The 25,967-nt window shown below is 37.3% G+C and carries 25 protein-coding genes; 18 read left to right on the forward strand and 7 right to left on the reverse strand.

The genetic code is table 11. The features are described from left to right. Positions 1-278 precede the first annotated feature (278 nt). From CXF71_RS01035 to CXF71_RS21475, 7 genes are all read left to right on the forward strand, one after another. Positions 279-1,484 (forward strand): acetate/propionate family kinase, encoded by a 1,206-nt coding sequence (locus CXF71_RS01035; RefSeq protein WP_198559798.1) that lies wholly within the window; start codon positions 279-281, stop codon positions 1,482-1,484. A gap of 34 nt (positions 1,485-1,518) precedes the next feature. Further along, entirely contained in the window at positions 1,519-3,639 is a 2,121-nt protein-coding gene (gene pta, locus CXF71_RS01040; protein WP_101231138.1) for a phosphate acetyltransferase, read from the forward strand. Positions 3,640-4,158: 519 nt separating this feature from the next. Then, the gene (locus CXF71_RS01045; protein WP_101231139.1) at positions 4,159-4,539 is read left to right on the forward strand and encodes an ACT domain-containing protein; all 381 of its coding nucleotides are present in this window, start codon (positions 4,159-4,161) and stop codon (positions 4,537-4,539) included. Positions 4,540-4,586: 47 nt separating this feature from the next. Continuing rightward, positions 4,587-4,937, forward strand: a complete 351-nt coding sequence (locus tag CXF71_RS01050; RefSeq protein WP_101231140.1) for an arsenate reductase — start codon at positions 4,587-4,589, stop codon at positions 4,935-4,937. Positions 4,938-4,987: 50 nt separating this feature from the next. After that, positions 4,988-6,178, forward strand: coding sequence for a succinyl-diaminopimelate desuccinylase (gene dapE, locus CXF71_RS01055; protein ID WP_442871910.1), 1,191 nt, complete (start codon positions 4,988-4,990; stop codon positions 6,176-6,178). 44 nt (positions 6,179-6,222) lie between these two features. Further along, a complete protein-coding gene (locus CXF71_RS01060; protein WP_101231141.1) occupies positions 6,223-6,927 on the forward strand; it encodes a M15 family metallopeptidase in 705 nt (234 codons plus the stop codon). A gap of 258 nt (positions 6,928-7,185) precedes the next feature. Continuing rightward, positions 7,186-7,380 (forward strand): hypothetical protein, encoded by a 195-nt coding sequence (locus CXF71_RS21475; RefSeq protein WP_101231142.1) that lies wholly within the window; start codon positions 7,186-7,188, stop codon positions 7,378-7,380. 426 nt (positions 7,381-7,806) lie between these two features. Here the strand turns inward: CXF71_RS21475 and bamC are convergent, their stop codons facing one another. Next, positions 7,807-8,976, reverse strand: coding sequence for an outer membrane protein assembly factor BamC (bamC, locus tag CXF71_RS01075; protein ID WP_101231143.1), 1,170 nt, complete (start codon positions 8,974-8,976; stop codon positions 7,807-7,809). 216 nt (positions 8,977-9,192) lie between these two features. Here bamC and CXF71_RS01080 point away from each other — a divergent pair, with 216 nt between their 5' ends. Further along, complete coding sequence (locus tag CXF71_RS01080) at positions 9,193-9,720, forward strand: glycine cleavage system protein R (RefSeq protein ID WP_101231144.1); 528 nt, start codon at positions 9,193-9,195, stop codon at positions 9,718-9,720. Between the two features lie 38 nt (positions 9,721-9,758). Beyond that, entirely contained in the window at positions 9,759-10,235 is a 477-nt protein-coding gene (bcp, locus tag CXF71_RS01085; protein ID WP_101231145.1) for a thioredoxin-dependent thiol peroxidase, read from the forward strand. Positions 10,236-10,709: 474 nt separating this feature from the next. Here bcp and CXF71_RS01090 read toward each other — a convergent pair whose 3' ends face one another. The 3 genes from CXF71_RS01090 to CXF71_RS01100 are packed head-to-tail and all read right to left on the reverse strand — an operon-like array spanning position 10,710 to position 12,527. After that, positions 10,710-11,174, reverse strand: coding sequence for a methylglyoxal synthase (locus CXF71_RS01090; RefSeq protein ID WP_101231146.1), 465 nt, complete (start codon positions 11,172-11,174; stop codon positions 10,710-10,712). Positions 11,175-11,184: 10 nt separating this feature from the next. Next, positions 11,185-12,273 carry an AI-2E family transporter gene (locus CXF71_RS01095; RefSeq protein WP_101231147.1) on the reverse strand — a complete coding sequence of 363 codons (1,089 nt, stop codon included), beginning with the start codon at positions 12,271-12,273 and terminating at the stop codon, positions 11,185-11,187. Positions 12,274-12,296: 23 nt separating this feature from the next. Next, positions 12,297-12,527, reverse strand: coding sequence for a sulfurtransferase TusA family protein (locus tag CXF71_RS01100; protein ID WP_101231148.1), 231 nt, complete (start codon positions 12,525-12,527; stop codon positions 12,297-12,299). A gap of 135 nt (positions 12,528-12,662) precedes the next feature. On the opposite strand from CXF71_RS01100, the gene CXF71_RS01105 reads away from it, so the two are divergent. From CXF71_RS01105 to CXF71_RS01125, 5 genes are read left to right on the forward strand one after another with little or no spacing between them, the layout of a single operon-like run. Continuing rightward, positions 12,663-13,262, forward strand: a complete 600-nt coding sequence (locus tag CXF71_RS01105; RefSeq protein ID WP_101231149.1) for a hypothetical protein — start codon at positions 12,663-12,665, stop codon at positions 13,260-13,262. Between the two features lie 59 nt (positions 13,263-13,321). After that, positions 13,322-14,791 carry a beta-barrel assembly-enhancing protease gene (locus tag CXF71_RS01110; protein ID WP_232771334.1) on the forward strand — a complete coding sequence of 490 codons (1,470 nt, stop codon included), beginning with the start codon at positions 13,322-13,324 and terminating at the stop codon, positions 14,789-14,791. Between the two features lie 36 nt (positions 14,792-14,827). After that, positions 14,828-15,178, forward strand: coding sequence for an arsenate reductase (glutaredoxin) (gene arsC, locus CXF71_RS01115; RefSeq protein ID WP_101231151.1), 351 nt, complete (start codon positions 14,828-14,830; stop codon positions 15,176-15,178). A gap of 42 nt (positions 15,179-15,220) precedes the next feature. Beyond that, positions 15,221-15,628, forward strand: a complete 408-nt coding sequence (locus tag CXF71_RS01120) for a DUF2069 domain-containing protein (protein ID WP_101231152.1) — start codon at positions 15,221-15,223, stop codon at positions 15,626-15,628. A gap of 41 nt (positions 15,629-15,669) precedes the next feature. Next, complete coding sequence (locus tag CXF71_RS01125; RefSeq protein WP_101231153.1) at positions 15,670-17,613, forward strand: hypothetical protein; 1,944 nt, start codon at positions 15,670-15,672, stop codon at positions 17,611-17,613. 145 nt (positions 17,614-17,758) lie between these two features. On the opposite strand, the gene hda is transcribed toward CXF71_RS01125, so the two are convergent. Next, entirely contained in the window at positions 17,759-18,466 is a 708-nt protein-coding gene (hda, locus tag CXF71_RS01130) for a DnaA regulatory inactivator Hda (RefSeq protein WP_101231154.1), read from the reverse strand. Beyond that, positions 18,463-19,863 (reverse strand): DUF2066 domain-containing protein, encoded by a 1,401-nt coding sequence (locus tag CXF71_RS01135; protein WP_101231155.1) that lies wholly within the window; start codon positions 19,861-19,863, stop codon positions 18,463-18,465. The genes hda and CXF71_RS01135 overlap by 4 nt, the downstream gene beginning before the upstream one ends. A gap of 210 nt (positions 19,864-20,073) precedes the next feature. On the opposite strand from CXF71_RS01135, the gene purM reads away from it, so the two are divergent. The 4 genes from purM to CXF71_RS01155 all read left to right on the forward strand — a co-directional run bounded on the left by purM (position 20,074) and on the right by CXF71_RS01155 (position 23,816). Next, positions 20,074-21,114, forward strand: coding sequence for a phosphoribosylformylglycinamidine cyclo-ligase (purM, locus tag CXF71_RS01140; RefSeq protein WP_101229593.1), 1,041 nt, complete (start codon positions 20,074-20,076; stop codon positions 21,112-21,114). Between the two features lie 117 nt (positions 21,115-21,231). Then, positions 21,232-21,873, forward strand: a complete 642-nt coding sequence (gene purN, locus CXF71_RS01145; protein ID WP_101231156.1) for a phosphoribosylglycinamide formyltransferase — start codon at positions 21,232-21,234, stop codon at positions 21,871-21,873. Positions 21,874-22,011: 138 nt separating this feature from the next. Beyond that, complete coding sequence (locus CXF71_RS01150) at positions 22,012-22,770, forward strand: DUF3108 domain-containing protein (protein ID WP_101231157.1); 759 nt, start codon at positions 22,012-22,014, stop codon at positions 22,768-22,770. A gap of 542 nt (positions 22,771-23,312) precedes the next feature. Then, a complete protein-coding gene (locus CXF71_RS01155) occupies positions 23,313-23,816 on the forward strand; it encodes a hypothetical protein (RefSeq protein WP_101231158.1) in 504 nt (167 codons plus the stop codon). 141 nt (positions 23,817-23,957) lie between these two features. Here CXF71_RS01155 and CXF71_RS01160 read toward each other — a convergent pair whose 3' ends face one another. After that, entirely contained in the window at positions 23,958-25,859 is a 1,902-nt protein-coding gene (locus CXF71_RS01160; RefSeq protein WP_101231159.1) for a DUF885 domain-containing protein, read from the reverse strand. Between the last annotated feature and the right edge of the window lie 108 nt (positions 25,860-25,967).

A 25,967-nucleotide genomic window follows, 5' to 3' on the forward strand; every position in this document is an offset into this window, starting at 1 on the left:
TACTCGCTACCATTCAAAATCTTCAAGTACTCTGCAAAATGTATCTTAATTTGTAATGGATCGCTACAAACACCTTCCTATTACGAATAGAAATCATTAAAAATACAATTAAACAGTCTTTTATTGTATTGCATCAATATATACTCAACAGTCAAGCGCTATAATGAACCCGGTATTATTTTGCACATGATTAATTTTGCAACTAATTATTCGATATCTTTTCACTTTTTTAAAAGACAACAGACATGACTCAACAAAAAGCGCAGCGTAAAGACTCTATTAATACTAATGCAATTTTAGTGATCAATTGTGGTAGCTCTTCCGTTAAATTTTCTTTAATAAAGCCAGCAAGTGGTGAAACACTTTTATCAGGCTTAGCGGAATGTTTACTGAGCACTGATGCAAAAGTAACGATCAAACAACAAGGTGATAAAAAGACTTATAAGTTACCTGACCCTTTTGACCATCAAGCAGCACTCTCTGTATTGGTAGTACAATTGCAACAGCTAAATTTAGTCAAAGATATAAGCGCAATCGGTCATAGAGTTGTTCACGGGGGCGAGAAATATTCGCAACCCACATTAATCACTACCGAAGTAGAACAAGCAATTAGCCAATTGGCAAAACTAGCACCATTACATAATCCGGCAAATCTCATCGGCATAAAAGCGTGCCAAGCAGCTTTTGACTGTTTACCCCAAGTGGCTGTTTTTGATACGGCGTTTCATCAAAGCATGCCCGAAAAAGCCTACATGTATGGTCTGCCCTACTCTTTGTATAAAGAACATGGAATAAGACGTTACGGCTTTCACGGAACCAGTCATTACTTTGTTGCTAATCAAGCCGCTAAACAATTAAATAAGCCATTGGCACAATGTAATTTAATTAGTGCACACTTAGGTAATGGTTGTAGTGTTACTGTTATTAAAAATGGCGAAAGTGTTGACACTAGTATGGGTATGACACCTGGCGAAGGCCTGATAATGGGTACTCGGTGTGGCGATCTCGATACCGGTATTATCTTTCATCTAGTCGATAATTTAGGTTATTCAATTAGCGATGTTGATAAATTAGTCAATAAAGAAAGTGGCTTAGTCGGTATTTCTGACTTGAGCAACGACTGCCGTACCTTAGAAAATGCCATGCTAGAAGATAACCATGTGCAAGCAACCTTAGCACTGACGGTTTTTTGTTACCGCATTGCAAAAAGCATTGCTTCATATAGCGCCAGCTTAACGCAATTAGACGGCCTTGTATTTACTGGTGGCATTGGTGAAAACTCAAGTTGGGTGCGTACAGAAATAGTTAAACAATTAGGCCTATTGAATTTTTCACTCGATGAAGAAAAAAATCAAGCTACTCGCTTTGGTGCCTCGGGGAATATTGCCACTAAAAATTCAAGAGCGTGTTGGGTTATTGCCACAAATGAAGAGTTTGTCATTGCTGAACAATCAGCCCAGTTATTAACAAATTTAGCTAAGTAAACGCTTCAAATAAAGAATAAATAGGATTTAATTTATGCCACATAGAATTATGCTAATCCCTGTTGGCTCAGGCGTAGGCTTAACCAGCGTATCGTTAGGTTTATTACATGCTTGTCAACAAAAGGGGATTAAAGTAGGACACTTCAAACCCATTAGTCAACCTTCACGTAACAGTTTAGCTAAAAAAAACAAAACCATTGATGCCATTAGTTTATCTCAAAATAGTACTAGCGTATCGCTTAGTTATGTTGAAGGAAAAATGGGCGATGGTCTTCACGATGTTGTTTTAGAAGAAATTGTAGCCAATTTTAATGCCTTTAAAAAAGATCACGACGTTATTATTATTGAAGGTTTAGTGCCTACACCAAGACAACCGTATGCGGGTCGTATTAATCGAGATGTTGCTCAAGCACTTGGGGCAAATATTGTATTAGTAGCGAGCCCTGGTAATGATAGCGCGGAAGAATTTGAAGACCGACTTGAAGTTAGCGCAGAAACCTATGGCGGTATAAAGAACAAGCACCTCATTGGCTGTGTGATCAACAAGCTCAATTGCCCAGATCAAGAAGAATACGGTTTATTGCCAAAAGAAGAAGAAATAGAACGTGATTTTAATTTAAATCATTGGTTAGATTTATCCATTTTTAAAGGTAGGCATTTTGACTTACTCGGCACAGTTATGTGGGAGATAGATCTCATCGCTCCACGTGTTTGTGACATTAGTAACTACCTTGAAGCTAAAGTACTTAACGCTGGAGATATGGCGCATCGTCGTTTTCGAAGTGTTGCATTTTGCGCCAGAACCGTATCAAACTTGGTGAGCTACTTAGTACCGGGACGTCTTATTGTTACCCCTGGCGATAGAACCGACATTATCATTGCCACCTGTTTATCTGCGCTAAATGGCACAAAATTAGGCGGCTTGATTTTAACAAATGGCTTTGAACCTTCTGAACAGGTTTGGGAATTATGCCAGCAAGCACTTGATGCTGGTTTACCTGTTCTGTCGGTACCCTGGGATACTTGGCAAACATCACGTCATATCATGGGTTTTAATCCCGAAATCCCTAAAGACGATATCCAGCGCCAAGATAAAGTAAAACAACATGTTGCCGATAATTTAAGTAGCGACTGGCTCGAAAGCCTAACCTCTAAAAACAATAGTTATAACCTATTATCGCCACCTGCTTTTAGACATAAATTAACAGAGCTTGCTCGCCAAGCAAATAAGCTAATCGTTTTGCCTGAAGGTACGGATATACGCACGATTAAAGCAGCCGCAATTTGCTGTGAGCGTAATATCGCTCGCTGTCAATTGATTGGTAACAAAGAAGAAATACTACAAATCGCCGAACATCAAGGTATTCATCTACCTGATAATTTGTTAATAACAGACCCCGAGTCTATTAGAGATAATTACGTAGGACCTATGGTCGAACTACGAAAAAATAAGGGCTTAACAGATGTGATTGCACTAGAGAACCTCAAAGATAATGTAGTGTTAGCCACAATGATGTTACAACTCGGTCAAGTTGATGGTCTTGTTTCTGGTGCAGTAAATACTACAGCGAACACCATAAGACCCGCTTTACAATTAATCAAAACAGCTCCTGATAGCTCTTTAGTGTCATCAGTATTCTTTATGCTGCTACCTGATCAAGTACTTGTTTATGGCGATTGTGCTATTAATCCTGAGCCTACCGCAGAGCAATTAGCTGATATCGCCATTCAATCTGCTGACTCTGCAAAAGCGTTTGATATTGAGCCAAGAGTTGCCATGATTAGTTACAGTACCGGTAGTTCTGGTCAGGGTGCTGATGTAGAGAAAGTAACTAAAGCAACGGCAATAGCCAAAGCTAAGCGACCTGATCTCATTATTGATGGACCACTTCAATATGATGCCGCCATTATGGAGAACGTTGCCAAGAAAAAAGCGCCAAACAGCCCTGTGGCGGGTAAAGCGACAGTGTTTATCTTCCCTGACTTAAATACAGGTAACACTACTTATAAAGCAGTACAACGTTCAGCTGACTTAGTCAGTATAGGCCCGATGTTACAAGGGATGAATAAACCCGTTAATGATCTATCTCGAGGCGCATTAGTCGATGATATTGTTTATACCATTGCGCTAACGGCAATACAGGCGACAATGTAACATCGCATGCGGTTGTAGCTTGCTATACCGTGTTTTTTTATTAAACAGAAAATTAAATAACAAGACGGTTAAACTTATTTTTAAGCAGTTTAACCATCTTAAAACTTTATTTTTACAGAGATAACAACTCAACAGTGTCTTTTGATAACTTATCCTATCCAATAACATTTCAAGCCTAGCTAGACAAAAAACGTACTATGATTATTTTCTATATATTTCAGCATCATACACAGTTAACAACGTATTACTCACAATTCTATCCACAGGTTTTGTGGATATAAAATCTCAAGAAAACTATCACTTTTTACGATAAATCACCTAGTAAAACCTTCGTAAACAACAACTTTAGATAACTTCCCTCTAGATCTATGTATTTCAATGCACTAGCATTGAACGAGCTGATGCTAATCTCTATAAATTAAACATCAAAGCAAATATCTAGTGCTATAATTAAGTTAATATATAAATACCAACTGGGCTCATTTATTGACCTATTTGGTCCAACCTTTAAGGACATTAATGTCACAGTTAACACTCAGACTTATTAACGAACATTTTGCCATCCACAGTTTATCCGAGAGTGCGACTATTCCGAGTGAAGTATTTAGCGCGAGTATTTTTTTTATTGCAAAAACCTTCGACGAGATCTCGATTGTTTTACCGCAAAGCATTACGATTGCCAGTGATGAAGTCGAGCTAAATTGGCAAGCTTTAGAAGTAGTTGGTCCGCTAGCTTTTACCATGACGGGTATTTTGTCGAATATCTCTACAGTGTTGGCAAATGAAAAAATTAGTATATTCGCTATTTCTACCTTTGACACCGATTACATTCTAGTGAAAGAAGAATGTATGAATACAGCGATTGAAGCACTACGCGCTAACCAATATCTGGTAATATAGTGGCAAAATTAAATTCAAATAAGCAATAACATTCATACAGGATTACTATGATCACCCTATACGGCATAAAAAATTGCGATACCGTGAAAAAAGCGACTAAGTGGCTTGAAGAAAACAACGTAGCACACCAACTTTATGACTTTAAAAAACAACCGTTAACAACCGAGTTATTAACGCAGTTTGTTAGCCAAAGTGATTGGTCATTATTGTTAAACAAGCGCAGTACAACTTTTCGTAACCTACCTGACGAGATAAAAAACAACTTAACCGATGAAGTCATGTTTAACGCTGTACTTGAGCAACCGACGCTACTTAAAAGACCCCTACTACCACTAAATGGTGAACTCAATCTCGGTTTTAAACCAGACCAATACCAAACTATTTTTGCACAAAAATAATTAAAATCTACATCATTAAAAATTAAGTGAAGGTAATGCTTGTGAGTCAAATCGTACAAAAAAATCAAAGCGACGTTATTGAGCTAGCAATAGAATTAATGTCTAGAGCTTCAGTTACTCCTGAAGATGCTGGTTGTCAAAAACTGATGGCACAGCGGTTAGCAAAGCTCGGTTTTACCAATGAAAGCATGATTTTTGCTGATACCACCAACCTTTGGTCTCGCCGTGACAGCACTAATACAAAGAAAGAAGATGACGTAGTCTTTTGTTTTGCTGGTCACACCGATGTGGTTCCTGCAGGTAATCTTGAACTATGGAATACGCCACCATTTGAGCCAACAATTATTGACGGCATGTTATATGGCCGTGGCGCGTCCGACATGAAGGGTAGTTTAGCGGCAATGATAGTGGCAACAGAGCGTTTTGTTCAAGACCACCCAGATCATCAAGGTTCTATCACTTATTTAATAACAAGTGATGAAGAAGGACCATTTATCAATGGCACCACTAAAGTTATTGATACATTAGAAGCTCGTAATGAAAAAATCACTTATTGTATTGTTGGTGAACCCTCAAGTACCCACGCTGTCGGCGATATCGTAAAAAATGGTCGACGAGGCTCTATTTCGGCTGAAGTAGATATAAAAGGTAAACAAGGCCATGTTGCCTATCCAGAGCATGTGAGAAACCCAATTCACTTAGCGATGCCAGCATTAACCGAATTAAGTGAAGTACAATGGGATCAAGGTAATGATTATTTTCCCGCGACCAGCTTTCAGATTTCTAATATTAGTGCCGGTACTGGTGCTACAAATGTTGTACCTGGCCATATCAACGCCTTATTTAATTTACGTTATAGCACCGAATTAACGGATCAAATTATTGTTGAACAAGTAGAATCTATCCTTGATAAACATCAACTAGAGTATGATATAAAATGGACTTTTAATGGTAAGCCATTTATTACAGAGCATGTTGACTCAGAGCACGGATTTTTAAGCGCCGTTAGCCAAGCAATACTATCGGTGACCGGTAAGGAAACGCAACTATCAACTTCAGGCGGTACATCAGACGGTCGATTCATCGCGCCGACAGGAGCACAAGTCATTGAGCTTGGACCATGTAACGCAACTATTCATCAGGTCAATGAATCAGTTTCTTGTGATGATTTAATAAAGCTCGTTGATATTTACTATCATTGTTTGGTTAATGTTTTATGCACGCATAAAACGAGTAGTTAGTTTTTCTTTTAGTTATTTAATTAGTCATAAGGTTTCATTTAGCAATGCAAACTATCAGTCCAGCTCAATTACTGGGTCAAACCGAAGCTCACTTGCACTATGTCAGTGAACGAGTTGCCATTCATCAAGGTATGAAAGACGCCTTTGAACTTATGGTAAGCGCAGCTAAAGACGATGCTATAGAACTAAAAATTGCCAGTGGTTTTCGATCATTTGATCGACAACTTATGTTATGGAATAACAAGTTTTCGGGGAAAACATCGATTAAGAATAGTGCTGGCGACCTTGTATCTTCAAAACACTTATCTCCACTTGAATTAGTACACAGTATTTTACTTTATTCCGCCCTGCCAGGCGCAAGCCGTCACCATTGGGGTTGTGACATTGATATTTACGCGCCCAATTTATTAGCTAAAGATTATCAGCTACAACTTGAACCATTTGAATACAGTGAACAAGGGCCTTTAGCGAAATTATCCGCTTGGCTTGTTAAACACGCGCACCAGTTCGGTTTTTATTTCCCTTATGCACGTTTTCAAGGCGGCGTTGCCAAAGAGCCATGGCATTTATCTTACTGGCCGTTAGCTCAACAATACCAACAAGCTTTTGATGTTGAATTGTTAACACAAACACTAAATAAAAGCGCCATATTAGGTAAGCAAGCCATTATTGAAAATATAGATGACATTGCAAAGCGCTATATTAACAATGTTTGTAATGCACCAACAAATGTTATACTGCCTAAATAACCTGAACTTCGGATAAGCGAATTTGCCCAATAACGCTATTTAAGCGCCTATCAGCGTTATTTTCACTCCCAATAACCAGTTATTGGTTTGTAAAAATATCTTAATAGACACTTAAATTACGTCACTGGAACTTTAAGTTACTTTGTTCACCTAACTTCAATAAGTTACAAAACTCTTATCCAAACCTCAGGTTAAATAGTCATCCTAGTATACGAATTTTAGCGAATTAACTTCACCAACTTACCAAGAGGCACCCCAATGGATAATTGGTTAGCTATTTTTATGATAGTGATAACAGTCGTTATTATCATAGGAAATTTGAGTACATTTCAAAAAAGCTCAAAGCAACGAATGCGTAAAAAAAGTTTAAACGACCGCGAAGAAACACTACCCAGAACTCATAAAAGTGCTCATAAAATGGATCCTATCGACAAAAAACACCTCAATAAATAGTAAAATTAAGATATAAAAAAACTCCATCTAGTGGAGTTTTTTTATATCTGTAACGTTATATACCCGTTCCACTTGAAGATGCAGGATTCAGCTGGAATTATAAACGCCTTTAGGCAAGGCATTGATTGAAGAGAATAGTTATTCTATTGTCGAAATTAATAACGCAGTATAAAGCGTTTATAAACCAGCCCTTCGGGGAAAACTGAGCAAACCATATTCGTCGTTACATTTGTTTTTAAGGACGCTACATGGATGTAGCTTGCTAGAGAATGCAGGAGCATATTCTCCTGAATAACCATTAACAAAAAATGTGCCTTGATTATGACTCGCTCAGGTTTCCTGAAACGAGCATCTTCAAGTGGAGCGGGTATATACCTAAACCACATGGATATATTTAGGTATATACATTAACTAAATTAATCAATGTTAGAAAACATTTCTAAACGATAAACCTTTTTCTATTACAGGGAAAATTCTTTCTAATGTTTCAAGTGGCAATGGCTCACCGGCAGCATTATAAATGGTTACCGCAGTCTTATGGCCAACTTCGTCAAGCGGTGCTAATACAAATTGATAATTGGCATCATTGACATCAACCACAGGTACATCATCGCCCCAAATACTGTCCCATATACTGGTATCTGGCTTAACAAAGTCTACATAATAAATCTTTTTCTCTTCATTGAGGTCGGTAATAGTAAAGCCATTGTTTTCAAAGAATAATGGCATGTTACCCCATAAATCGTCTAAGCCCATCTCAACTACATAAGCGGGCTCTTCTACATTATTTTTACCTAAAGTCACGAGTTTCTGATTCGCACGAGTTAAGCGATCCGCACGTTGCTGAATACGGTAGTTATAATCAACGGCAGCTATTAACTCATTAAGCATCGCTTTTTCTGCGCGCTGCTTATCAATAGGATCCATTGTTTTACTGCCGCCTTTCTCATCTGTTTGAATAAAATCAACTAATGAAACCCGCAATGAAACACTTCGCCCATGAGGTTTAGCAAGTAATTGGTAACGAAAGCGCAAACTCTTAGAGAATTGAATATCAGTGAAGATCCAACCAACATCAATTTCATTGTGATACCAATCCGACTCTATGATGGCCGTTTTAATACCCTCACGTTTGATACTCGTTTCTTTTAAACTGGTCGCCCCTTCAATAACTTTACTTAAGGTAACTTCCGTATCTTCCTCAATGTACTTATAGGTGATTTTGTCTTCATCTAACTGTTCTTTAACAACCCTTTCGATAAATTCCAATAAATTTTTATCTTCCAATACCTTATCAAACCAAATAATAGCAATACCTGATTCATCAACAACACGTGAAGAGGCAGCAACAGGCATCACTAAAGAAGGTGCTCTTATATCCATGTCCTTACCAACAGGACCTTGATGGTTAATCTTATTGGTGACGAAAAAGTCTTTAGATTGTTTTGGTTTATTTAAATTAGCAGGAATAACGAGATCGTTAGCTTCTGGTTTATGCTGATAATCAAAACTACCTTGTGCTTGTTTATTATTAACAGAACTACAAGCTGTTAGTGATAAGGCTAACAGTGATAAATAAAATGCTCTACAACTCATTAAAACTCCTGTGGCTTAGGTTATTGATAGTCAAAACCCTCTAAGCTCACTAAAAAATACTAAAAAAATTTGATATAAGACAGGGCTAATATTGCGCCCCATGGTACTTGGCTGATTTTACAAACACAAGTTATATGACCACAAAAATGTAAGATGATTCCAACTTTAATCGTGATCAGTTACAATGCGTCTTTCTTGACAACTTAGGCGCAATGAATGTCAAAGTATTTAGTACTAACAGCAATGGGATCGGACCGAACTGGTTGTGTTAGTGAATTAACTAAATTAGCAAGTGAATGTGAATGTAATATATTAGACAGTCGGATGGCCATTTTTGGCTCTGAGTTTACCTTCATTATGTTACTTACTGGTGATACTAGGGCAATTAATAGGGTTGAAGCTAGAATACCTAAACTTGCTCATAGTTTAGATTTAATCACCATGATGAAGCGCACTTCTGGTCACAGAACTTTTGACTTAGTAAAGCATTACCGAGCAGAATATTCTGGCATAGACCAACCAGGCATTCTAAAATCAATGACCGCCTTTTTTGCCACACGTAAAATAGACATATCTTCGTTAAAGTCGGAAATAGATCCGAAAACCAATTATATGAGCGCCAACATATTGTTTGCTTTAACCGAAAAAATTAGTATCGATGAACTAGAGCATGACTTCTTAGAACTCTGTCAACAAACCGATGTACAAGGTTTTATCAAAAAAGCTAATGCTAATTTATTATAATTAGCGTGCCTTTAATAACAAATAAAAGTGACCTTATTATGAATACATTAAACGTTGGTGATACCGCACCACTATTTACCCTAAACAATGAAAACGATGAATCAATATCATTAGCTGATTACCTAGGTAAAAAACAAGTGCTGGTATATTTTTATCCTAAAGCGATGACCCCTGGCTGTACGGTACAAGCACAAGGCTTACGTGATATAAAAACTGAACTTACCCAATTAAACACGGTTGTGTTTGGTATCAGTCCTGATGAAGTAAAACGCTTAACTAAATTCTGCGAACGTGATGAGCTAAACTTCTCACTTTTATCTGATGTTGATCACCAAGTCGCTGATCAATTTGGTGTTTGGGGTTTAAAGAAATTCATGGGTAAAGAATACGATGGCATTCATCGTTTAAGCTTTTTGATTGGTATTGATGGAAAAATCAGTCATGTTTTTAATAAATTTAAAACTAAAGAGCATCATGAAGTTGTTTTAGCTGTATTAAATGAATTAAGTCAGTAGCTTAATAAGTAATAAAAAAGCCCTAAGCTAAGTAATATTAGCTTAGGGCTTTTTTAATGTAAATGAGCGAAGATAGTGAGTGATTTTGCTATTAATTAGTAATAGTAACCATGTAATACCAAGTTGATTAAGTTCTTTCCCACTCAGCGAGAATTAAAAGGCTTAGAGGCAAGGCATTGATTGAGATAATGGTTATTCAGGAGAATATGCTCCTGCATTCTCTAAGAACACCATCCATGTAGCGTCCTTATCAAAATCAATAACGCAGCATGTAAACCTTTTAAACTCGCCCTCTGGGAGCTTTCTCGATGTCCACTAACATCGTTAAGTTTATTTGATTTAGAATGACTAAATCGAAACAAATTTTCCTTGTTATTGAACATCGAGCAGAGCTCTGAGTTGGGAAGAAATTTAATCAAATTGGTATAAATAGAAAATAATTTTTTCAGTAACTTTGTTCAGTGTTAGTGGGGATTACTTAGTACGGTCAGCGAGATAAGCAGCATAGTCTGGAATTTCAATCGCACTTTCTTGAGTCATTAGCGCAGAGTCCATAAGAAAGTTGGCCGTTGATTTATTCGTCGCTACAGGAATATTCCAAACAGCAGCTAATCTTAACAACGCTTTCACATCAGGATCATGGGGTACCGCATCTAACGGGTCCCAGAAAAAAATCATCACATCAATCTCGCCTTCTGCGATTAACGCACCCAGCTGTTGATCACCACCCATTGGCCCGGAAAACAAACATTTTACCGGTAAGCCAATCGCCGAACTTAATAAAGTACCCGTGGTACCGGTAGCAAATAAATGGTGATACTTTAAATCATCACTTCGTTTCTGTGCCCAAGCAATTAAGTCCGCTTTTTTATTATCATGGGCAACAAGTGCCATGCGCTTATGTGCAGGCATCAGCCTTTGGGTGTACATTAATTCCATGTTACTTCCTTTAAACCTTCTCTGATTGGGCTGCAATAGCATCTTCTGATTCAGGTATTGTTGGCCAGGCATTGATTACCGCCTTGACGAGCGTCGCTAGGGGGATTGCAAAAAACACCCCCCAGAACCCCCATAAACCGCCAAAAAATATTACTGCGATTATAATAACAACAGGGTGTAAATTAACGGCCTCAGAAAAAAGTAACGGCACAATAACATTGCCATCCAATGCCTGGATTATTCCGTAAGCAAGCATAACGTAGCCAAACTCACTGCTAAGTCCAAATTGAAAAAGTGCTACCAGCATAACCGGTAGGGTTACAACAGTCGCGCCTACATAAGGAACAAGTACCGACAAACCAACTAAAACGCCAAGTAGTAAGGCATATTGTAAATCAAGGAACATAAAAGCAATCGTTGTTGATGTGCCAACGATAAGAATTTCAATCACTTTTCCACGAATATAATTCAGAATCTGCTGGTTCATTTCTTGGCTTACCTTAATAGCCATACGGCGTTCTTTAGGCAGGAAATGCGTAATACTACTCATTAATTCAGTTTTATCTTTCAAAAAGAAAAATACCATTAGCGGTACAAGAATTAAATAAACCATTAAGGCGACAATGTCAGAAATTGAGTTTAATGAAGCTTTTAATGCCACTTGCCCCCATTCAAGTAAATTATCATTAACCATAACAATAAAACTTTCAATCTGGGAGACTTGCACAAAGTCAGGGTATTTTTCAGGCAAGGTCAATAAATACCCTTGCCCTTGCGTGATCATATGAGGAACTTCTTGCAATAAATTACTGCTTTGTTTCCAAATAATAGGCATTAACCCTAATACAGCCAATAAAGAAAACCCTAAAAAAGTGACTACAACCACTATTGTTGCACTAGAACGGGACATTGAACTATTCATGAGCTTATTTACCGGAAGATCTAATAAAAAAGCTAAAGCTATTGCGACAAATACCGGCATAAGTAAACTACTAAATAAAGCAATAAACAGTGCAATACAGATTAAAATTACGACTAAAGTGACCGCGTGCGGGTCTGAGAATTTACGGGTATACCAATCACTAAATAATTTAAACATAACGACCTATTTTTAATTTTTGCTCAGTTTGATTTGCATGCATTGACCTTTATCTCGACAATGCCACTATCAATTGCATTTTCTCGATAAGAATAGCCCTGTTTATCTAACAATTTTGGAATATCATTTATAGAGCCGATATCATCAATGGTAATTATACATTGATCCCCATCATGCATTTTTTTTAGTAATAAACGTAACTTGACTAAAGGCACAGGACATTTCTCTCCTCTACCATCATATTTATAAATCATATAATATTAAAACTTCGCTTTAGTTTAATTCACTAATTTGCGACAATTAATCCATTGTACTAATTCAAGTTATCATAGCCTACCTCTATGATTAAGTCTTATGTAAATCAACTTATTGCTAGGAATATTAATTAAATGAGTTCATTAAGCCCCAAAGCTAACTTAAAAGAAATTAATGCGTATAAAAAGAAAATTAATTGGGGAGATGTTTCCGCGTTGTATCATCTGTTTTCTTCATCTTTAGGTGATTTAGATGGCATACTCACCCATGGATTTGATAGTCCTTATAAACAGATTTTAAATCCAAACGCCTGGAATTTAGATCTGTTAGGTGCAAGTAAAAGTGCTGATGGTAGTATCCAAGTAAAAAACAAACCACAGATTAGCTTACGGCATGAATTTAATGACATGGGCTACGAGCTGCATTGTTATCCTGTTATTGATGGTGAAATTGTCAGTCAAAATATGATAAATAAAGGCAACTGCCCTTTTAATCAATGGTTACCTGAAAAAATGCAAATGCTCTTTCGTATTAATAGCTTAGTAGCCTTCTCCATCCATTGTTTTCAACAAGGTGATGAAGCCGATATCGCGCTGTTAAAATTCGCGCACTATAAAGTTGAACAATTAATTACATTATTAAGCGAATCTTTCCAAATTATTACGGTCAAAAGTTATAGTATTGCCGAGTTTTATCAAGAAATAGCAAAAAGAAATGGTAATATCCTTACCTAATAAGCCTAAGTAAGCTTAGCCACGCAAGTATATTTCAATTATGACCCTAGGATGTAATATTGTTTAATCTCAAACCCATGCTTACTGCCTTGTTATTAACATTAAGTATTGCTACAGCAACTAGTTTTAATGCTAGCGCCGTTGATACCCATAACAATAAAAATAAATTACCCGATATAGGTATTTCTGGTTTCAGCGTATTATCAACTGATAAAGAGCTACAAATTGGTCAAGCGATGATGCGTCAATTACGTGCTTCACAACCACTCGTGCAAGACCCTGTATTGATTGAATACATAAATCATTTAGGTAATAGCTTAGTGAAAAATGCTCAAGGGGTTAATTATGCTTTTGAGTTTTTCCTGATCAATAATAACGAGCTGAACGCATTCGCCTTTTTTGGTGGCCATGTAGGTATTCATAGTGGCTTAATTACTACGGCTGACACCGAAAGTGAGTTAGCTTCTGTTATTGCCCATGAAATTTCTCACGTTACCCAGCGCCATTTAGCACGTCGCCTCGAATCGCAAAGCCAAACCCAAAGCTTAACCATGGCGGCAATGCTTTCTAGTGTTTTACTTACTTTAGTCAATCCAACGGTTGGCATGGCCGCGCTAACTGCAAGTATGGCGGTAACTCAACAAGCTAGTATTAACTACACTCGTGGTAATGAAAAAGAAGCTGACCGAGTCGGTATTGCCTTGCTAGCCAGTAGTGATTTTGATCCCCAAGGTGCGGCAAGCTTTTTTAGCAAAATGTCTGCGAAATATCGTTATGCTAGCAAACCACCTGCCATGTTACTTACCCATCCACTACCAGAATCGCGTATAGCCGATGCTCGACAACGTGCATTAAATTATCCAGCAAGACCTTTACCTCCAAGTCTAGATTTCGAACTAACTAAAGCTAGATTAAAAGCTCGATACCAAGGCGATGCCAAATCAAATATCAGCTTTTTTAAGCAACAATTATCTAAAAAACGCTACACTATCAAGGCCGCGGCTCAATATGGTTTAGCCTTAGCCTATTTTGAAAACAAACAAACGACTGACGCTTTGCAATTATTAGAGCACTTAAGGTTAAATGATAAAAATAATTTATTTTATGTCGATGCGTTAACTGATGTTTATATAGCAAATAATCAAGCCACTAAAGCGATTAAGATGCTTGAGCAATTAAACTTATTTATGCCTAACAATCAAGTAGTGAGTTTAAACTATGCCAACGCACTCCTCACAGTTAAAGAGTATGATCTTGCAGCACAAATATTACAGGACTTTTTATTAGTCAATCCTGGCAACTTTATCGCTTATGATATATTAACCACATTATATCGGTCTCAAGAGAAAACCGGTTTAATGCATATGAGTAAAGCTGAAGTATTTGCTTTACTTGGGGCATACCCAAAAGCAGTCGATGAATTACAAACCAGTTATACCTTTCTTGAAGAGCAGCCTTTAATGCAAAAAAGAGTGAAGGCCCGTATCTTACAATTACAAGAACAAGAAAATCGTTTAAAACGTTTATAACCTTTTTATTACCGGTAAATTACCAAAGGACAACCAATGTTTACTATCTATCACAACCCTAGGTGCTCTAAAAGCCGCCAAACTTTAGCATTACTTGAAGAACAGGCACAAAAGGTAAACAAAGACATTGCTATTGTTGAGTATTTAAAAACACCTCTGTCTCATGATGACATTAGGCAACTATTAGTACAGCTTGATTGCTCGGCACTTAACATGATGCGTGTAAAGGAAACTGAGTTTTCAGAGCAAAACTTAAAAGGAGCTAATGAAGAAGTACTCATTGACGCCATGGCTAATACACCAAAATTAGTTGAACGACCTATTGTAACCAATGGTAGCAAAGCTATTATTGGTCGTCCTCCTGAAAATGTTTTAGAATTTTTTTAACGATATAATACAGTTAACCCATTAAAATATATAAGCAGTCTTATGAATAAACAAAGAATGACAACGAGTAATTATAAAAAAGTAGCTCTAGCAGGATACTTTTCATTACTCATCTTCATGCCATTATGGCTAATCCTTCTCAGCCCCAGTGAGAGCTTAAGTGTTCCTACTGCTTTGCTGATATTTACCCTGCCATTACTATTTCCATTAAAAGGTATGTTACAAGGCAACCCTTTTACCTATGCTTGGTCTAATTTTATTGTATTAATTTATTTTTTACACAGCTTAACGACACTTTGGGTATTGCCAGCGGACAGAATATGGGCAATATTAGAGTTGATTTTTGCTAGTACGATGTTTTTTGGTGCGACTTATTATGCTAAATTCCGTGGTCAGGAACTTGGTCTGAGCATCCGAAAAAAGAAAAACGATGATTCAGATAATAAATAGCGCTAACTGTTTTGGTTAGACAAATAAGAAGGAAGAAGTAAATGCGTTTAATTATTGTAAATATCTACTTACTAAGCTCATTATTACTCGTCACATTATTAACGGCGTGTAATGGTAATTCTTTTAATGAAACGGATTATCCTGTGAATAGCATAGTACAACTAGATGATACACAAAACATAAACCAAGGCATTGATCTTCTTCTTCATTACCCTACTGACAGCGTCAGCAATATTAGCTGGCAGCAAACTGCTGGAGAGCCTGTCACTATTTTAGCGAAAACAAGTAAAGTTATTTCATTTACCCCTACTGTTGCAGGTGATTACAGTTTTACTGTTAGGTTCACCCTTAATAACGATATTCAACAAACCTTAGCAAAAAGTATTACGGTAAATGAAAGTTACCATAAAGTTACCAATCGTTTATCTCATGCTGCATTAGCTGAAAACAAGGTCTCATTTCGAAGTGAATTACACGAAACGATTGATGTAAATACATTGGTGTGGCAGCAAACGTCTGGACCTAGTGTTAGCTTAACGACAGAAAACACTGACGGCGAATTAGCCATATTTTTTGATGCACCAAATGTTAGCTCTGATACTATTATAGCCTTTAGTGTCACAGCCACTGATGTAGATAACACCAGTACCTATAGTGATCAAGTAGCGGTATTAATAGAGCCGGCTGCATCTATCGGTAGTAATGCTTATTTTTCAGACCGTAAAGCCTCGGTTTTCCCCTATAATAGCAATAGCCCTTATGCTGATAATCTAGTTTCTTGTGTTTACTCTAATACCTTAAGCAGCTCATGTACTTTAGCGAAAACACCACTACTAGCAGAAGAAGTAAAAAGCTCTTCTAGTGCCCCATCAATAGAAAATATTATGGACCGCGTTGTAGTTTCACATCAATGGATGGGCGATCGCTTTAAGGATTTTTTGACCAATAATGATACTAACAACGATATAAAGAACTTGTTAAGAGCAACGACGGCAATCGTTATCTCTTATGATGTGCGCCCTTCATTTTATTGGGCTGCTACAGGCGCCATATATTTAGACGCAGAAAACTTTTGGTTAACTCCTCAAGAGCGAGATACTATTAATGAAGCACCTGATTTTAGGGCTGATTTTGGTAACGACTTACAATTCGTTATGCCGTGGCGCTATGTCAAAGATAATGACTACGCTAGTTTCAGTTACAGTAAATCGTCCCGTGTTACTCGAACAGCATCCGAGGGTTTATTTCGCTTAACATCACTGATGTACCATGAACTCGCTCATGCCAATGATTTTTTTCCAAGTAATGAATGGTATGTACATAATAGCAGCCAACGAGTGCTTGATGCTGCTGTCAGTACAAATTTCGAGTCAGATGAATTGGCTATTACCTTACCATTAGCAAGCCAAGAGATGCGTGACTTAGGGCAAGTGAGTTTTGCTGGTGAGACAGCAAATCAAACACAAAAAAACTACTTGCCAGTCGATATAAAAGGCTTCTTCAGTCCTGATCGTGCCTCAGACTTTTATGCTTACTCAAGTTTACGTGAAGATTACGCCATGTTATTTGAAGAGTTAATGATGCAAAACCGTTTTGCGGTAATACGTGATGTCGCTATCACCAATCAGCCTATAGGTGAAAACATTACAGCGGCAGATTATATGGTCACTTGGGGACAACGTGGCCGCATTGGTGACGATAAATTAAGAGCTAGAGTCCTTTTTAGCGCCAGTCGTGTATTACCTGAATTTGACAGCCAAGTGGCAATGAACTTAGTACCGGCTCCTATTGAAATGGTTGAAGGAGACAGTTGGATTGATAATTTAACCATTAGTCCAAGCGAATCAAGTTTGAGTGATTTAACAAAAAGATTGAGAAGTTATGCTAATCCTGACGAATTTTCTCTTACATCATCAAAAACTGCAGGAGTAGAGCCGGTAAATAACTTTAACCGCTATTATCAAAAACCGTTACCTGCTCATTAGTCCGTATATTACTGAATTACCGTAAACAAGATAATACACGGCACTAAATGATATAATTTATCAAAAGGATAACCCTACAAAAAACGCGACTTAATTAGTCGCGTTTTTTGATTTTATTAATGCTTTTACTTGATATTATCGTTACCTACTGAAGGCTAAGCACTTCCTTAATAAAAGGAATGGTAATTTTTCTTTGTTCTTGAATAGACGCTTTATCTAATATATCAAGTGAGGTAATTAAGCTGCCCATATCTCGACTCAAACGATTGAGTAAAAACTTAACCACTTCATCTGATAAAAACAAACCACGCTGCGTAGCACGATGTTGTATGGCAATAACTTTTTCGTCATCATCTAGTGGCTTAATTTGCTCAGTTAACCCCCAAGTAAGCCTTGAGACTAAATCAGGTAAACTTATACCTAACTGTTGAGCACTTTCGTTCCCTGAAATTAATAAGTAATTATTTTGTTCAAGTACACGGTTATACAAATCAAAAATAGCTTGTTGCCAGCGCTTATCACCGGCAATTAAGTGGATATCATCTAAACAAATTAAATCAATTTGCTCTAAGCCATCTAATACTTCCACGGGTAATTGTTTTAACTCGGCACAAGATAAGCAAACAGACGACTTGCCAATTTGAGCAGCATAAGTACTGCTTGCATGCATAAGGTGCGATTTACCCGTACCTGATAAACCAAACAAATAAAAACTGTGTGGTGTTGATTGCTGAGAATCTATATAAGACTTTAATTGGCTAACAATCCCATGATTAATATCACTTTTAAAACTATTAAAAGTTTCATCGTCGGGTAATTGCACCATCAAGGTTAATTGAGCGACTTGCTTCATCCTTGCTCCCAATAAAAAACGGGGATTTTGGGTACAATCTTAAGTGGTGGTGTTTCAGTTAATATTTGCAATTGATCATTCTTGGTTAGTTCATCGTCAGAGTTAGCATTTAAATCGATGCTTGTTTCTAACGTAGGATTAGTCTCTGTGGTACTTTTATTAACATGTACATCAGGTTTAGTTATCAAGGGTGTAACAGTGTTCTCAACAGTCTCGCCAAGAACAATAACCTTTACTTGATCAGTGTTACTGTTATTAAGATCTATTGTTACATTTTCTGGATTATTAAATTGCTGCGTTTGAGAAAAACCCTCGAATAGGCCGTCAAGTTGCTGCGTTAACTTATTATTAAGTTTTAATGAAGCTAGAAATGAAGCTTTTGAGCCAATTAAGTCTAATTTAAACTGGCGAACATCACTTTGGGCACTGAGTAAAGTGACCGTTTTAACCGCTGATAAATCCGTTAAAAAATTAAACAACTGGATATCACTTTTTAATGAGGTGACATTATTTACTTCAATAATAAAGTCATTTTCGGCTGAAGCTAATAACGCATAAGATTGATAAATTAATGCTGTAATGTCAGATAAACCTTGCTCAATCAAACTAACTTTATCAACGCCTCGGTATTTTTGGGTATAAAGACTACCTTGAGTGAATACACGCCAGTCTAGCACTTTAGGGCTAGCAACCTCTTGTTGCTCACATAACAAGCCACAGGAAACATCATTAACTGTATTTGACCCGATAGTTTCTACACTCTCATCAACTAAGCTTGAATCAGAAACTCTCATTACCACAATAGTGTCGGCAAAATAGCGCAATGAAGCTTGCTGAATTTGTTCCGGGAAATAGCCCCAAAAATCACTTAACAGCACTTGTTCACTATCGGTTAAGTCCATTAAAGGCATAATAATAGGCAAACCACGTTCTATGGAAAAATCGTTCACACTGATAGGAATTAATGAGTCAGCATCGGATGCTACTATACTGCGGCTTGTGCCTTGCTCATCAATTAACCACAAGAGAACTTGTGGACGTAAGCTGCCCCATAAGGCTAAATTAGCGTCTTCAAATAATTGATTTATTTTGTCTTCGTTAAAGCTAACAATCAAACTCAGCTGTTCGTCTTTACGTTGATATCGGTATTGACTAACGTAGCTACTCGCCTTTGTTTGAGCTTTTTTTAACACATCATGCGCTAAGACACTCTTTTTCCCGCCAACTTTCAAAAACACCCCTTGAAGCGCTTTTTTTATGGCCTGCTCACGTTCTGCCCGATCTTGAGAGTCGACAACAACATTAGCTTGGTAAAGATCATTAACTTCAAGGGCTGCCGAACTCGCACTAAGCAACGCAAAGACCACTATAATTATTACAAAAGGAAATCTAAACATATCTACTAAAAACTTTAAAAACTCTATGATTTCATATGTATTATCTTACCACATAGTCAGTAATTAATACCTGCAAATCTCAATAAATTCTTTAGAAATGCGCCAATAAAATAAAACTATCCGAAGATACTGTTTATCATCTTGAGTATGAGCCTTTGCGCTGGTAGAATACGCCCCTTTAAATACTGTCAGTAATTTCTGAGGTCTCCCGTGAGCGAACAAAAACAGTCATTAAGCTATAAAGATGCTGGTGTTGATATTGATGCTGGTAATGCCCTAGTAGAAAACATTAAAGGTGCGGTAAAGCGCACAACTCGTCCAGAAGTTATGGGTGGTCTAGGTGGTTTTGGTTCGGTATGTCAACTACCTACAGGTTATAAAGAACCAGTATTAGTTGCAGGTACCGACGGTGTAGGCACTAAATTACGTTTGGCTATTGATTTAGCTAAGCACGATACTGTTGGTATCGACTTAGTTGCTATGTGTGTTAACGACCTTATAGTACAAGGTGCAGAGCCTTTATTCTTCCTTGATTATTATGCTACGGCTAAACTTGATATTGCTGTTGCATCATCAGTAGTTGAAGGTATTGCGGAAGGTTGTATTCAAGCAGGTTGTGCTCTTGTTGGTGGTGAAACTGCAGAAATGCCAGGTATGTACCACAAAGGCGATTACGATATCGCTGGTTTTTGTGTTGGTGTAGCTGAAAAGTCTCGCTTGATTGATGGTACTAATGTAGCAGCTGGCGATCAATTGATTGCACTTGGCGCTTCAGGTCCACATTCAAACGGTTTTTCTTTAATTCGTAAAGTATTAGAAGTGAATAACACTGATACTAATGAGTTACTAGAAGGCAAGAAAATTGCTGACCATTTACTTGAACCAACCAAGATTTACGTAAAATCTGTACTTGAGTTACTTAAAAATGTAGATGTTCATGCACTTTCTCATATCACTGGTGGTGGCTTCTGGGAAAATATCCCGCGTGTATTACCTGAAACAGCACAAGCTGTTATTAAAGGTGATAGCTGGCAATGGCCGAGCATCTTTAACTGGTTACAAGAAAACGGTAACATTACTGAACATGAAATGTACCGCACTTTCAACTGTGGTGTTGGCATGGTTATCGTAGTACCAGCGGATAAAGTAGCTCAGAGTATTGAAATATTAGCAGCACATGGTGAAAATGCTTGGCACATTGGCGAAATCGCTGATAAAGCTGACGGCGAAGAGCCTGTTGTTTTTGCATAAACAGTTAACTGTTTGAACAAGCGAATCTATTATAAAGGGGCTATTTACTAGCCCCTTTTATTTATCTCCGCTTTATTAATTATTTATTAATCCTTTATCAACGAAATAGGAAAATATATGTCGAGCAAAATAGTAGTTTTGATCTCTGGTGGCGGCACTAACTTACAAGCCATTATAGATGCCTGTTCTGATAGTAATTACCCCGCGGAAGTGGTTGGGGTAGTATCAAATAAATCAGAGGCATATGGCCTAACACGTGCTAAGATTTCTGGCATTGCTACAGTAGCTCTTTCTCATAAAGACTTTGATAGCCGTGAAGATTACGATCAAGCACTCATCAAGAAAATTGATTGTTTTGATGCCGATTTAATTGTCTTAGCAGGCTTTATGCGTATTCTTACGCCTAGCTTTGTTCAGCATTATCAAGGAAAACTGCTCAATATACACCCTTCTCTCTTACCTAAATATCAGGGATTAAATACGCATCAACGCGCTATTGATGCCGGAGATGATGTGCACGGTGTAAGTGTACACTTTGTTACTGAAGAACTTGATGGGGGCCCAGTTATCCTTCAAGCCAAAGTTCCAGTATTTGAAGGTGATAATTGTGATGATTTAGCTGCACGAGTACATGAGCAAGAGCACCGTATCTACCCGTTAGTCGTCAAGTGGTTTGCTGAAAAACGCCTAAGCATGCAGGGCGATAACGCAGTATTAGATGATAATATTTTATCCGCTTCAGGTTATGCTAACGATTAATCTCTGTCGCTTAATATAGTTAACTGCATTATATTGCTCGTCAACAGGTACAACAAATAATTACTAAATTGTTGCTCCCACTCTTACAGAAGCTGTTAGTATATTTACTACTAATGGCTTCTGGATTATTTGCCTCTTATGCAAAAATTTCTCTCTCTACTGTGTTTAACATTACCTTTGTTGGCTTCAGCAACTACAGATATTCAAACACCCGCATCATCAAACGTAGTGACACAAAAAAAATCATTCTCGGCAACCATTCCTGCTTATCGTGCAACGTACACCTTATTGCATAAATCAGATCCCGTAGGTAAAGCGATCAGAGAGCTGAGTTATCTTGAGGATGGTAAAGTTAAATATCATTATGAAACAGATATAAGTTGGTTAATTTTTTCTGATCAACGCAGCGAAACTGCCATCGTTAATATAGTAAAAAATCAAGTTATACCCTTGAGCTATGATTATCAGCGCGAGGGGACAGGTCGAGATAAATACTATCAATGGCAGTATGATTTAGCAGGTAAAACGGCTACTGATTTGAAAAAAGATAACAAAATCTCATTAGATTTTACTGATGGTCTGTTAGATAAACTGAGTTATCATCTACAAAATCGTATCGACTTAATTAAGAACCCTGCACAAAAACGCTTTGTATATCAGGTCATTAGCGCTAAAGGTTCAATCAAGAATTATCAATATGAATATGATGGTGAAGAAGAGCTTATTCTCCCTTATGGCTTAGTTAAAACCATCCGCTTAAAACGAGAAGTTCTTGATAAAAAACGCATTACTTATGCTTGGTTTGCGCCAGAACTAAATTACCTACTGGTAAAACTTTACCAAGTAAAAGCAGGTACGGAACAATTTGAAGCGCAGTTATCAACACTAGAGCCTTAATCTAAATTAAACCACCATTAAATACGTACAACGCTAACCCTTACCCCTTACCCCTTACCATTCAAAGTTCATACACATGACTCTGCGTGGTAATCTGTATATATCTTTTGTTTTACCATTCAATATACCTTATACCTAGCCACCATATATGGCTTAGACGGGAACATTTCACTACCTATTGTACATTTAGTAAGCCAATAAATAATTGCTCTAAATATACCTGATAACTGTCCAGAACTATGTACCCCCTAATGCGTTGTCCTATCATTTATTGTTGTATTCATTTCATTAAGTGAATACTCACTCGTGCTAATTACAAAACTTGAAGGCTAGATTGATCTCAATCCTGTTAATCAACTATTACTCATTCCTTCGCCTGCCCTAATTTATTATTTTACGTATCTCAAAATATAAAAATTAAATCTTACTAAAATTATTTTGTTCAAAAAACAGCAAATAATGCTTGAATAGCAACCAAATACCATATACTGTACATCCATACAGTATAGTTATATTTCACTATTTAGCACGAGGCAAAAACTATGTTCACGACCAATACAACTATCGAATCAAGTATCAAGTCAAGTATCACTAATGCTATCAGTTCTCCAGCTACAGAGCAGGTTTGGTTGAAGTTAACCAATGTTGATAATCATCATGAATTGTCGTCGCACTATGCCACTATTTGCCAGCAACATAATCAAGAAAAAAAATGGGTGTTGTTTATCAACCCTGAAGAGTCATCATTAGAGCAGTTAGCACAAACACATGGTGTTGATATTTCTAAAGTGCTTTGTGTTAGCTTCAAAGGTAAAAATAAGGTGAATAACTTACTTGATGAGAAGTCTGCTCATTTAGATATAGAACAAATAAAAAATGTTTTGTGCCGTGGTAATTGTTCTGCTGTTATTCTTTCAAATGCATCTTTTGCCGCAGATGAAATTGCCGCGCTCGATAACTGTGCGCGTTTAGGTGAAACTCAATGTGTGCTGCTTAAAAATAATAGAAAGAATGAAATTTCATTAAACAGTAAACAATTACACTAAAGTAATTAAAACGAAAAAAGAATCACGGTATCACTGATCAAACTTCGTTCAAATTAAAAAATAAAGACCGTATTGTTTAAAACAATACGGTCTTTTAATATCTACAACCTAACTAAAGCTTGGAAGGTAGGTTTCAGTAACTTATGACTTAGTGTCTAACCAATGGTTTATATTACGTGATAAGACCTTCATCGGTACTGCACCATTTAAAAGTACTACATCATGAAACTCTGCTAAATCAAAGTTATCGCCTAAGCGTTTTTTAGCTTGCTCTCGTAAACTTAATATTTTTAACATGCCAAGCTTGTAACCCAACGCTTGACCTGGCCAAGCCATATAACGCTCAATCTCGGCAATAACATCAGACTCTGCAGTACCTGTTTGCTCAGACATATAGGTAATAGCTTGCTCACGAGTCCAGCGCTTATCGTGTAAACCAGTATCAACGACCAGACGCACAGCTCTAAACAATTCAGCTTGTAAACGACCTAAATCACCAAAGGGATCATTTTCATACATGCCTAGTTCATAAGCGACTTTTTCTGAATAAAGGGCCCAACCCTCAGCATATGCGTTATACGGTGCAATTCTCCGTAAAAAAGGTAATTCAGCTTGGTCTAAATTCAAAGCAATTTGCCAATGATGTCCTGGATTTGCCTCATGATATGTTAACGTTTTTAAACCAAATTTAGGATTTGCCTTCATATCCCGTAAATTAATCCAATAAATTCCTGGTTTACTACCATCAACAGCCGGTGACGTATATTGACCGCCAGGTGCACCATCTTGCACTTCTACCGGGAATGCTTTTACTTCTACTTGATAACTTGGCGTAGTTTTAAATACTGGCGCCATTTTTGTCGTTACTTCAGAAATATAGCTATTAATATCACTGAGTAATGCTTCCCGTCCTGCTTTTGAATCTTCATATAAGAATCTCGGCTCTTCATTTAACGCGACCATGCGTTCACCAACCGAGCCTTTCTTATAACCTTGATCCTGTAAAATACTATCCATCGCGCCACTTATACGCGCCACTTCATCTAAGCCAAGTTGGTGAATTTGAGTCGGCGTTAATTCACTATCACCTAATTGCTTAATCGCATCTTGGTAATAATCACTACCCTTTGGTTGTGCCCATATACCCGACTCAGCACGAGCGTTAACCAGTAATTTTTCACTGGCCTTTTCAACTGACTGATAAGCTGGGTAAACAACTTGAGATACTTCGGTGATAACTTGACTGGTTAACGACTGTTTTGTCTCTGCACTTAGTGATTCAATTTTTTCTACTTTCTCACGAAAAACACTGACAAATGGGTGTTGCTCAGCTGGTACTCGAGTAAATCCGTTTAAATATTTAAGTGCACCTTGTAGGGTAACTTTTGATGGTAACCAGTTTTGAGCCGCATCTGCCGCTTGTTTTTCAATAATACTTGCAGCCAATTGATCAAACTGTGCCAAACGTGCAATGTAATCTAATGCTTCTTGTTCAGTTGTGATTGGCTGATCATTTTGCATAATACGTGGGATATCAATCAAGGGGCCATTGATTTGATTAACAATAAAAGGAGAAAGTCCCATCCATGTATCAATAAAACCTATAGTAAAGTTTGGCTCACCAGCAAAGTACCGCGTTAATCCAGACATAACTTGTTGATTGTTTTTCGTGGTTATATCAGCATCATTTAGCTTGATATTAGCAATTTTATTGGATAATGATAATAACTCTGCTCTTAGTTTCTTCTCATTTTCAGGGCTATAAATTTCCATTTTACTACTAACGGCTTGACCCACATCTTCTTGAGATAAGCCATACATAGTGGCTGATAAAGCGCGCTGTTTAAAAAGGCTTTGCTTAGCTTGCAAATATAACGACGCTAATTGTTTGGTTGCGTTCACCGATTCTTTTGCATCAGGAGCTGCTTGCACTGTAGTTGTTTTTGTTTCGGTAGCAATATCATTATTTTTATCACATGCAGTCAAGCCTAATGCGGCAACAATACCACTCGCTAACAAACTGTTTTTTAACTTATTATTCATATATTCCTCAAAAATCTTTTATCACTATGGGTTATTTTTATTTTAGTTATTCACTATTTTTATTAGTTTTTTACTGAATTTTATCTCATATAGATTAGAACAAATGCC

It is taken from the genome of Colwellia sp. 12G3, from assembly GCF_002836775.1.
In the GTDB taxonomy this organism is placed as follows: Bacteria; Pseudomonadota; Gammaproteobacteria; order Enterobacterales; family Alteromonadaceae; genus Colwellia.

What these genes read in the sequence shown, in the direction of transcription:
- CXF71_RS01135 (WP_101231155.1), bottom strand. Translation starts at nt 19,863, where the DNA reads ATGTTTAGATTTCCTTTTGTAATAATTATAGTGGTCTTTGCGTTGCTT.
- CXF71_RS01120 (WP_101231152.1), top strand. Translation starts at nt 15,221, where the DNA reads ATGAATAAACAAAGAATGACAACGAGTAATTATAAAAAAGTAGCTCTA.
- CXF71_RS01060 (WP_101231141.1), top strand. Translation starts at nt 6,223, where the DNA reads ATGCAAACTATCAGTCCAGCTCAATTACTGGGTCAAACCGAAGCTCAC.
- CXF71_RS01125 (WP_101231153.1), top strand. Translation starts at nt 15,670, where the DNA reads ATGCGTTTAATTATTGTAAATATCTACTTACTAAGCTCATTATTACTC.
- CXF71_RS01080 (WP_101231144.1), top strand. Translation starts at nt 9,193, where the DNA reads ATGTCAAAGTATTTAGTACTAACAGCAATGGGATCGGACCGAACTGGT.
- arsC (WP_101231151.1), top strand. Translation starts at nt 14,828, where the DNA reads ATGTTTACTATCTATCACAACCCTAGGTGCTCTAAAAGCCGCCAAACT.
- pta (WP_101231138.1), top strand. Translation starts at nt 1,519, where the DNA reads ATGCCACATAGAATTATGCTAATCCCTGTTGGCTCAGGCGTAGGCTTA.
- CXF71_RS01045 (WP_101231139.1), top strand. Translation starts at nt 4,159, where the DNA reads ATGTCACAGTTAACACTCAGACTTATTAACGAACATTTTGCCATCCAC.
- CXF71_RS01090 (WP_101231146.1), bottom strand. Translation starts at nt 11,174, where the DNA reads ATGGAATTAATGTACACCCAAAGGCTGATGCCTGCACATAAGCGCATG.
- bamC (WP_101231143.1), bottom strand. Translation starts at nt 8,976, where the DNA reads ATGAGTTGTAGAGCATTTTATTTATCACTGTTAGCCTTATCACTAACA.
- CXF71_RS01100 (WP_101231148.1), bottom strand. Translation starts at nt 12,527, where the DNA reads ATGATTTATAAATATGATGGTAGAGGAGAGAAATGTCCTGTGCCTTTA.
- CXF71_RS01160 (WP_101231159.1), bottom strand. Translation starts at nt 25,859, where the DNA reads ATGAATAATAAGTTAAAAAACAGTTTGTTAGCGAGTGGTATTGTTGCC.
- purN (WP_101231156.1), top strand. Translation starts at nt 21,232, where the DNA reads ATGTCGAGCAAAATAGTAGTTTTGATCTCTGGTGGCGGCACTAACTTA.
- bcp (WP_101231145.1), top strand. Translation starts at nt 9,759, where the DNA reads ATGAATACATTAAACGTTGGTGATACCGCACCACTATTTACCCTAAAC.
- CXF71_RS01155 (WP_101231158.1), top strand. Translation starts at nt 23,313, where the DNA reads ATGTTCACGACCAATACAACTATCGAATCAAGTATCAAGTCAAGTATC.
- CXF71_RS01095 (WP_101231147.1), bottom strand. Translation starts at nt 12,273, where the DNA reads ATGTTTAAATTATTTAGTGATTGGTATACCCGTAAATTCTCAGACCCG.
- CXF71_RS01105 (WP_101231149.1), top strand. Translation starts at nt 12,663, where the DNA reads ATGAGTTCATTAAGCCCCAAAGCTAACTTAAAAGAAATTAATGCGTAT.
- CXF71_RS21475 (WP_101231142.1), top strand. Translation starts at nt 7,186, where the DNA reads ATGGATAATTGGTTAGCTATTTTTATGATAGTGATAACAGTCGTTATT.
- CXF71_RS01050 (WP_101231140.1), top strand. Translation starts at nt 4,587, where the DNA reads ATGATCACCCTATACGGCATAAAAAATTGCGATACCGTGAAAAAAGCG.
- hda (WP_101231154.1), bottom strand. Translation starts at nt 18,466, where the DNA reads ATGAAGCAAGTCGCTCAATTAACCTTGATGGTGCAATTACCCGACGAT.
- CXF71_RS01150 (WP_101231157.1), top strand. Translation starts at nt 22,012, where the DNA reads ATGCAAAAATTTCTCTCTCTACTGTGTTTAACATTACCTTTGTTGGCT.